The sequence below is a fragment of the Arthrobacter sp. 05L417 genome (genome assembly GCF_056397865.1).
The window spans coordinates 20,089-27,676 of sequence record NZ_JBFTOG010000055.1 but is presented as its reverse complement, the minus strand read 5'-3'; the positions used below and the strand labels follow the sequence as shown (position 1 = coordinate 27,676).

Here is a 7,588-nt window from a genome sequence, read left to right as displayed (position 1 = left end):
GTCCGTGCCCAGCCGGCGGGGACGATGCCGTAGCCGGGGAGCCGGGCGGGTTCGCTGTCGCCCTGGAAGAGTGTCCTGTCGGTCATGACGAGCTGGACCTCAACACCGCTGATCCCTGCGGGGGTGCCGGTGGTGCGTTCGACGAGCGCATCGGCCATGATCTGTCCCCGGGTCCGGGTCTCCTCTCCGGCGTTGCGGAGGGTGTCGGCGTGCCGGGTCAGGGCCGCGTGAACGGCCACGCCCTGGGCGACGGGAAGCAGTGCGGTCAGGTAGGTCATGGTGTCAGGTGCCGGCCGCAGGCTCACGTGCCGTTCGGTGGCGGCGTGGCTGGCGCGCTGGGTCACGGAGCGGGGGTCCCGCCGGTAAGCCGCGGCCCGGGCCGCCGCGATGATGGCCTTGTCCCCCACACCGTCGAAGGTTCCGGTGTCGGCGGCGAGTTCCTCGTCGACGGCGCAGCGGTCTTCGGCGGACAGGCAGGCTGTTTCCTTCACCAAAAGGGTCGCCCGCCATTCGGTGAACTGGCCGGTGTCCAGGGCGGCGAGGGTGTGCGGCATTTCGGTCACGAGGGCTTTGGCGAGTCCGTGGAGCCGGGATCCGCGGGCGGAGGATTCCCGCCGGGCCAAAGCAATTTGAGCTCCGACGCCGCGGCCGCGTTCCTCGGCCGGCACACCTGCCGCCGCGTCGGCGCTGCGCTGGGCGGCGTCGAACGCGACGGCGATCCGGGCCTGGGCAGCGGCGGCCGCGGACTTCAGATCCTCCAGGGCACGCAACTGGTTGATCAGTTCAGCGGGGGCGGCAACTTCGGTGCCGCCGGCCAGTTCAAAGGCAACGGCCGGCCGAAGCGATCGCACGGAGTCGATCAGATCCCGCACCCGGAAGCCCGGCCCAGCGACACCGGGGACAGCATCCGGGACCGTGCCGCCGGATGGCGCGGCTGATCCGATCAGCTGTGTTCCCCGGTTCCCGGCCATAACCACAGCATCGCAGAGGGGTCTGACATTAATAGCTCGAAGGAGACCTGCCTGCCGAAAAACCCGGAAATCGGCAGAACTTTCCTAGAAACTGACAAGCCTCGCGGCCCCGGCAAATGGGCCATCGGAGACGTTTCGCGGGCGCCCCTCAAGCCCGTCCCGTCCCACTCTGGCGTGCGCAACCGAAGCGGACGAGAATTGGCTCGTGGTTCACCCTCGCCAAGGCGGGGCCGTCGTCCCAATGAACCCCGCCGCCCGAAAGATCCAAAGTGTCTACCTCACGTTGACCCTCGGCAATACCCTTGCGGCCTCGTTTATTTGGGGGATCAACACCCTCTTCCTTTTGGATGCCGGACTAAGCAACCTTGAGGCCTTTGCGGCGAACGCCTTCTTCACGGCCGGGATGGTCGTCTTCGAAGTGCCCACTGGAGTGGTGGCCGATGGTTGGGGACGCCGCGTTTCGTTCCTTCTTGGCACGGTGACACTGGCCGGATCCACCTACCTCTACTTTCTGCTCTGGCAGCTTTCCGCCCCGTTCTGGTGGTGGGCCGTGGTATCGGTATTGCTCGGTCTGGGCTTCACCTTCTTCTCGGGTGCCGTGGAGGCCTGGCTCGTCGACGCGTTGCGCTTCACTGGATATGAGGGTGGCTTGGAGACGGTGCTCGGGCGGGGACAGATGGTGTCGGGTGCCGCCATGCTTGCGGGCTCAGTGGCTGGCGGGGTGATCGCGCAGGCCACCAACCTGGGCGTGCCGTTCCTGATTCGCGTGGGCGTGCTCCTCGCCATGTTCGTCGTGGCCTTCTTGCTCATGCGCGACGTCGGGTTCACCCCCGAACGCTCTACCCATCCACTCAAGGCGACCCGAGCTGTCCTCGACGCCTCCATCGAGAACGGTTTGAAAAATCCACCCGTACGGTACGTGATGTTGGCAGCGCCGTTCAGTGCCGGCGTCGGGATCTATGTGTTCTATGCCCTGCAGCCATACCTGCTTCAGCTCTTCGGCGACCCGCGCGCTTACTCCGTAGCGGGCTTGGCGGCAGCAATCGTCGCAGGAGCGCAGGTGCTGGGTGGGTGGCTTGCACCACGCATCCGGCGCCTCGTCCGCAAACGCACCACCGTGTTGATTCTGAGCGGAGTGGTGAGTGCGTCGATTTTGGTGGTGCTCGGGTTCACGAGCGTCTTCAGGGTGGCCCTGGCGCTGTTGACCTTCTGGGCCATGGTCGACTCGGCGGCCACACCAGTGCGGCAGGCCTACGTGAACGACATGATCCCGTCGAAGCAGCGGGCAACAGTGCTGAGCTTCGACTCGCTGATTGGATCAAGCGGTGGAGTGGTGGTGCAGCCGCTGCTAGGCCGGGCCGCCGATGTGTACGGCTACTCCGCCTCGCTCGCCATCAGCGGCGTCATCGAGCTGATCGCGGTGCCGTTCCTCCTGGCGAGTCGTCGGCAGGGCTCTTTGGCCGATCAAGCCAACGCCTCGATCGCTACATCGGACGCGGAACCCCGGCAGTCATAGGAACTGGCCTACGGAAGCCGTGAAGCCCGGAGGAGCGTGGCCTCGCCGGCCTTGTCAGGATCAAGCGGTACAGGGCTAATTAGCACAGCTGTGCCACGATGCAGAAGGCCATCCGAAAGCGGTTGGCAGCGCACGCCACCGCGGCCGCGCATGGCGGCATGTGCGCCCGGAGTGAGGACCTGGTCCATCCACGCACAGGGGTGCGCCGGCCGGCCGCCCCGGAACCGCACAAGGCCGCCCCGCGATTCCAGGGCGAATTCTTCGCCCAACAGGGGAGCCAGGTGGGCTCCCCTGAGGACCACATTGCGGCGCGTGAGGAGCGGGTCAAAAGGTGCGACCCCCAGCTCAGCAGCCATCGCTTCGAGCGACTCGATGGCTATCAGGGTGACTGCGGCATCCATGTGCGCGGCCTTGCCGCAGAACCGGTCACCGACGATGCCCTTGCCGCTTACGACGTCGACCTGCTCGGCGTCCGTTGTGGGCACCTCGGCGGCACCATCACGTGCGCGGCCGAAATAGGCGTGGCCGGATGATACGAGGAGATGCAGGATCTCCACGTCGTACCTGTAGCTTGCGGTCATGCCATAAGGCTATGCCTGTCCCGGGTCAGCAACCCCGGCCGCTCCAGCATCCCTTGAAAGCTAATTCTTGCGGCGTTGGAAATCAGCGAACGTTCCGATGCCGGTTCCAACGAGCGCGATACCAGCAAGTATTGACCACCATAGCTGCATACTTCCGACGGCCGTTATGAATAGCAGAACCGCTACCAGCGTAAATAGAAGCAGGGAAATAGGAATGTCACGAGTACGTTTAGGAGTCAAAACATGCTTCCTTGATCGAGGAGATGCCTAGAATCGCTCCGGCGAGTCAACCGCCGGCGAGAACGACATCTTGCCACTTCTTGTCCCATCCGGAAGCAGCGTTCCAGGCGCGCTTCACGATCAAATTATGCATATGAGGCAAATGAGGGCAAGAGTTTTCGTGAAACAGGTCGAGGGAATTATTTAGATATTCCAAAATGGGAATCACGGATTGCATTCCTCTCGCATGTCTCAATACTCAATCCACCGTCCGTCGCCACTCAATTTATGACTTTCGACCACTCAATTTCAGGTAGCCGGGGCTGAGCCGCGAAGGTGACCGAGGCGGCCCTTGACCGCCTTGGTCACCTCCTAGGCGTGAACCGGTGTCGTCACGCCTGCAGGCTCAGGAACCCCGGGCGCTCAGCCCCAAAATTCCGTGAGCTGCCCGGCCAGGGCTTTGCCTTGCTCGTACCCCGCCTGGGCAGCGGGCGGGCGCAGCGACAGATCCATGGCATTGGCGCCGAACATGTGCTCGGAGTTGCCGTCCGGGAAAATGGTTTCGACTCTGCTGCCGCGTGCGCGGAGTTCGTCGACCTGCGTTGCCAGATGCGTGCCCCACTCCAGCGGTTGCAATGATCTGCCACCGAAGGGCGAGAGCACCAGGACCCGCTCGTATCCGGCTGCCAGATCGGCATTCTCGGCGTTGGACCGGTAACCGCCGTCGAGGTACCGCTTGTCCCCGATCCTGTAAGGCAAGCCACTGGAACAGCTGGCGGCGATTGCATCCACCAAGTCGACTCCACTCTGGCGGTCGAACGTGACCGGTTCACCGGTACGGGCATCGACCGCCGTGACGAGCACTGGTCGTTCCGGCCAGTTCTGGCTGGGTAGCCGGGCGGCGACGGTGGTGCGCCATTGTGTTGACCAGGAGCCATCCGACGCCGCATCCATCTCGAGCGCTGCCGCGCCCAGTCGCCGGCGCATGTCAGCCACGTCCTGAGCATCGGCGATGATCTTGTTGATCCGCTCCAGATGGTTCACCACCGGCCTGGCTGATGCGCGTCCGGCTCCGGACCCGACCGGAGCGGGCCGTTGCGGGGGGACGGCGTCAAGGATGTTGGCGAACAGTTCAGTCGGGGTTGCGCCGGCAATCTGGGCCGCGGCCGTTGATCCGGCTGACGTGCCGATGGTCAGATCGGCGTCGGTCGCATCCAGCCCGGCCTCGAAGAGGCCAGCGAGGACGCCGATCAGCCAGGCATTGCCTGTCGATCCGCCGCCACCGAGGACCAACGCTCGCTCGCGGGAGTGCAAAGGTAAAGAAGGTGTTGTGTTCATGGGAGTCGCCTTTCGTGAATTGCCTGTTTGGCGCTCCCAGTGGCGACTATTTCAGTCGCGAGATCGTGGACTGCAGGGGAGCACCCATTGCGGATACTGCGTTCATGGGACTCACCTCCTGCCGATAGATCACGATCGCCGCAACGCTAGCACGCCCGCGGCGCGGCCCGCAACAGGCCCGCAACAGGCCGACCTACACCCCTAATCCTCCACAGGGAACGCCACGCCTTCGCCCACCACGCGGAGGCACAGTTCCGTGCCGGGCTTGGTGATGGAAGCGTTCCAGTGCCGGATGGTGATGATTTCGCCACCTCCCGGGTAGGCCAAGGATGCGCCGGCGGCTGCAACGCGCGGGGCGAGCTTGATCCGCACCGTGGTCTCGGGGCCGAAGTAGTCCGTATCGACGACCACGCCGCGGATGGGACCGTCGGGAGCAATCCGGATTTGTTCAGGGCGGAGCATCAATTGCACGAGGCCCTGCGCCGGGGGACGGCGTACAGGTATGCCGCCTAGCGAACACGTGGCCAGGGAGCCTTCCATCCACGCGTCCAGGATGACGGCGTCACCGAGGAATTCGGCCGTTGCCCGGTCTGCGGGACGCGTGTACACAACGAATGGATTGCCGATCTGCGCCAGCTTCCCGCCACGCATGATCGCCACCTGATCCGCGAAGGACAGGGCCTCGGCTTGATCGTGCGTCACCAGGATGGTGGTGACCCCGGCTTCGTTCAGCACCTTCGCGACGGCGCGCCGCGTGGCCACGCGGAGGCCGGCGTCGAGCGCTGAGAAAGGCTCGTCGAGCAGCATGAGTTGCGGTTCGCGGGCCAGGGCTCGGGCGAGTGCCACCCGCTGCTGCTGGCCGCCCGAGAGCTGGTGGGGCCGCCGCTTCGCCATGTCGGCATCGAGGGAAACCATGTCGAGCAGTTCCTGGACGCGCGTCTTCACGGCGCGGCGGCCGCCGTCGAGCGCTGACTTGTCCAGCCCGAACGCGATGTTCTGCCCCACCGTAAGGTGTGGGAAGAGCGCGCCGTCCTGGGCAACATAGCCAACGTGCCGCTTGTGGGCCGGTACCCAAATCCCGTCCCCGGCCACCTTGTTTCCGTTGAGGCTGATTGAGCCGGTGCCCGGGTGCTCAAATCCGGCGATGAGGCGCAACAGGGTGGTCTTGCCGGAACCGGAAGGCCCGACGATGGCAGTGGTCCCGCCCTTGGCCACGGAAAGGTTCACGCCCTTCAGCACGGCCTGGGAGCCGAAGTTCTTGGTGACCTCGGCGATGTCCAGATGCGTGTTGGTGGTAGGGGCCACCGAAGCCGCCACGCGCGGTGCCGGAAGCCTTGAGGGGGATTGTTCGGTCACTGTCCGGCTACTTTCTTGGACTGTTGGAAAAGCAAGTACGTCATGGGGGCGGACAACAGGATCATGAGCAGGGCGTAAGGTGCCGCGCCCGAGTAGTCGATCTCGCTGCTCTTGCTCCAGAATTCGGTGGCCAGGGTGTGCGTGCCATTGGGGGACAGCAGCAGCGTGGCGGTCAGCTCGTTGACTATGGCAAGGAACACCAGCGCGGCCCCGCCGGCGGCGGCCGGAGCCGTGAGCCGCAACGTCACCTTCAGGAAGGACACCAGCGGTGCCTTGCCGAGCGATTGCGCGGCTTCGTCAAGTTCCTTGGGAGCCTGGGCCAGTCCGGAGCGGATGTTGACCAGGGCCCGCGGCAGGAACAACAGCACATAGGCCGCAATCAGGACGCCGGAGGTCTGGTAGATTCCCGGGACCATGCGGATGCTCACGGTCACGAAGGCGAGGCCCACCACGATGCCGGGCAGGGAGCTGGTGACGTAATTGGAGAGTTCAAGCATCTTGCTGAACCAACTGGGGTGCCGCACGGCCAGATAGGCCATGGGGAAGCCGACGACGATTGTCGCCGCGGCGCCTACGGTGCCATAAGCGAGGGTCTGGAACAGTGCCGGAAGGAATTCGTCGGCGGACCAGACGCGCGCGCCTCCCGCCAGCACCCAGCGCAGGACAAAAAAGATCGGCAACCCGAAGGCCAACACGGTGAGGGCAAGCAGGCCTAGCTGGGACGGAAGCTGGTAGTGGCGCAGGGGAAGCCTGGTCGGCTTGGCCTGTGCACCGGAACCGACGCGGGCGTAGCGTGCGGTACCGCGGCTCCTGACTTCCGCCAGGAGCAGGATGAGGCAGAAGAACACCAGGACGCTTGCCAGCATGTTCCCGGCTGTGCCGTTGAACGTGGATTGGAACTGGGTCATGATCGCGGTGGTGAACGTGTCGAAGCGGATCATGGCGAACGCGCCGTATTCGGCCAGCAGGTGCAGCGACACCAGGAGTGCGCCACCCGTCATGGCGATCCGGAGTTGAGGCAGGACAACCCGGAAGAAGATGGCCCATGGTCCCAAGCCAAGGGAGGCCGCGGACTGCTCAATCGCGGGGTCCAGACGCCCCAGCGTCGCCGCCGCGGGAATGTAGACAAGGGGGAAATACGACAGCGTGGCGATCAGCACGCCGGACCAGATGCCCTCCAGCGAGGGGACCGCGGTCACCCACGCATAGCTGTTGACGAACGCGGGAATGGCCAGCGGGGCTGCCAGGGCCACAGCCCACCAGCGATGCCCCCGCAGCTTGGTCCGCTCCACGAGCCACGCGCCACCGACTCCCAACACCAGGCAGATGGGCACCGTGAAGACCACCAGCATCACGGTGTTCAGGAGCAGCTCGCCAACGCGCGGCCGGAAGATGAGTGCGACGGCGGTGTCCCACCCGGTCGCGGCCGTCATGTAAGCGACGTACCCCAGCGGGATGAGCGAAAACAGCGCGATCAGCACGGCCAGGAGGGATATTGCAGAAACGCCGAAAGGCGGGCGGGGGCGCTTGCCCCTGCCCGCCGTCGTCGTGCTCGACGGAGCCTCGGGAATTTCCGGGGAGACGCGAGCCGATAGATCAGTGGTCAC

At 65.1% G+C, this 7,588-nt stretch carries 6 protein-coding genes; 1 reads left to right on the top strand and 5 read right to left on the bottom strand.

Annotated elements, in window-relative coordinates:
* Nucleotides 1-971, bottom strand: a 971-nt coding sequence (locus AC1DJW_RS24950; RefSeq protein WP_476902806.1) for a 13E12 repeat family protein, incomplete at its 3' end; no start/stop codon positions are given.
* Between the two features lie 241 nt (nucleotides 972-1,212).
* Here AC1DJW_RS24950 and AC1DJW_RS24945 point away from each other — a divergent pair.
* The gene (locus AC1DJW_RS24945; protein WP_476902805.1) at nucleotides 1,213-2,487 is read left to right on the top strand and encodes an MFS transporter; all 1,275 of its coding nucleotides are present in this window, start codon (nucleotides 1,213-1,215) and stop codon (nucleotides 2,485-2,487) included.
* 8 nt (nucleotides 2,488-2,495) lie between these two features.
* On the opposite strand, the gene AC1DJW_RS24940 is transcribed toward AC1DJW_RS24945, so the two are convergent.
* The 4 genes from AC1DJW_RS24940 to AC1DJW_RS24925 all read right to left on the bottom strand — a co-directional run bounded on the left by AC1DJW_RS24940 (nucleotide 2,496) and on the right by AC1DJW_RS24925 (nucleotide 7,588).
* Nucleotides 2,496-3,068: an MOSC domain-containing protein gene (locus tag AC1DJW_RS24940; RefSeq protein ID WP_476902804.1), complete on the bottom strand. Its 573-nt coding sequence runs from the start codon at nucleotides 3,066-3,068 to the stop codon at nucleotides 2,496-2,498.
* Nucleotides 3,069-3,710: 642 nt separating this feature from the next.
* Nucleotides 3,711-4,625: a patatin-like phospholipase family protein gene (locus AC1DJW_RS24935; protein ID WP_390282198.1), complete on the bottom strand. Its 915-nt coding sequence runs from the start codon at nucleotides 4,623-4,625 to the stop codon at nucleotides 3,711-3,713.
* Nucleotides 4,626-4,826: 201 nt separating this feature from the next.
* Nucleotides 4,827-5,981 carry an ABC transporter ATP-binding protein gene (locus tag AC1DJW_RS24930; RefSeq protein WP_390282199.1) on the bottom strand — a complete coding sequence of 385 codons (1,155 nt, stop codon included), beginning with the start codon at nucleotides 5,979-5,981 and terminating at the stop codon, nucleotides 4,827-4,829.
* Complete coding sequence (locus AC1DJW_RS24925) at nucleotides 5,978-7,588, bottom strand: ABC transporter permease (RefSeq protein ID WP_476902803.1); 1,611 nt, start codon at nucleotides 7,586-7,588, stop codon at nucleotides 5,978-5,980. The genes AC1DJW_RS24930 and AC1DJW_RS24925 overlap by 4 nt, the downstream gene beginning before the upstream one ends.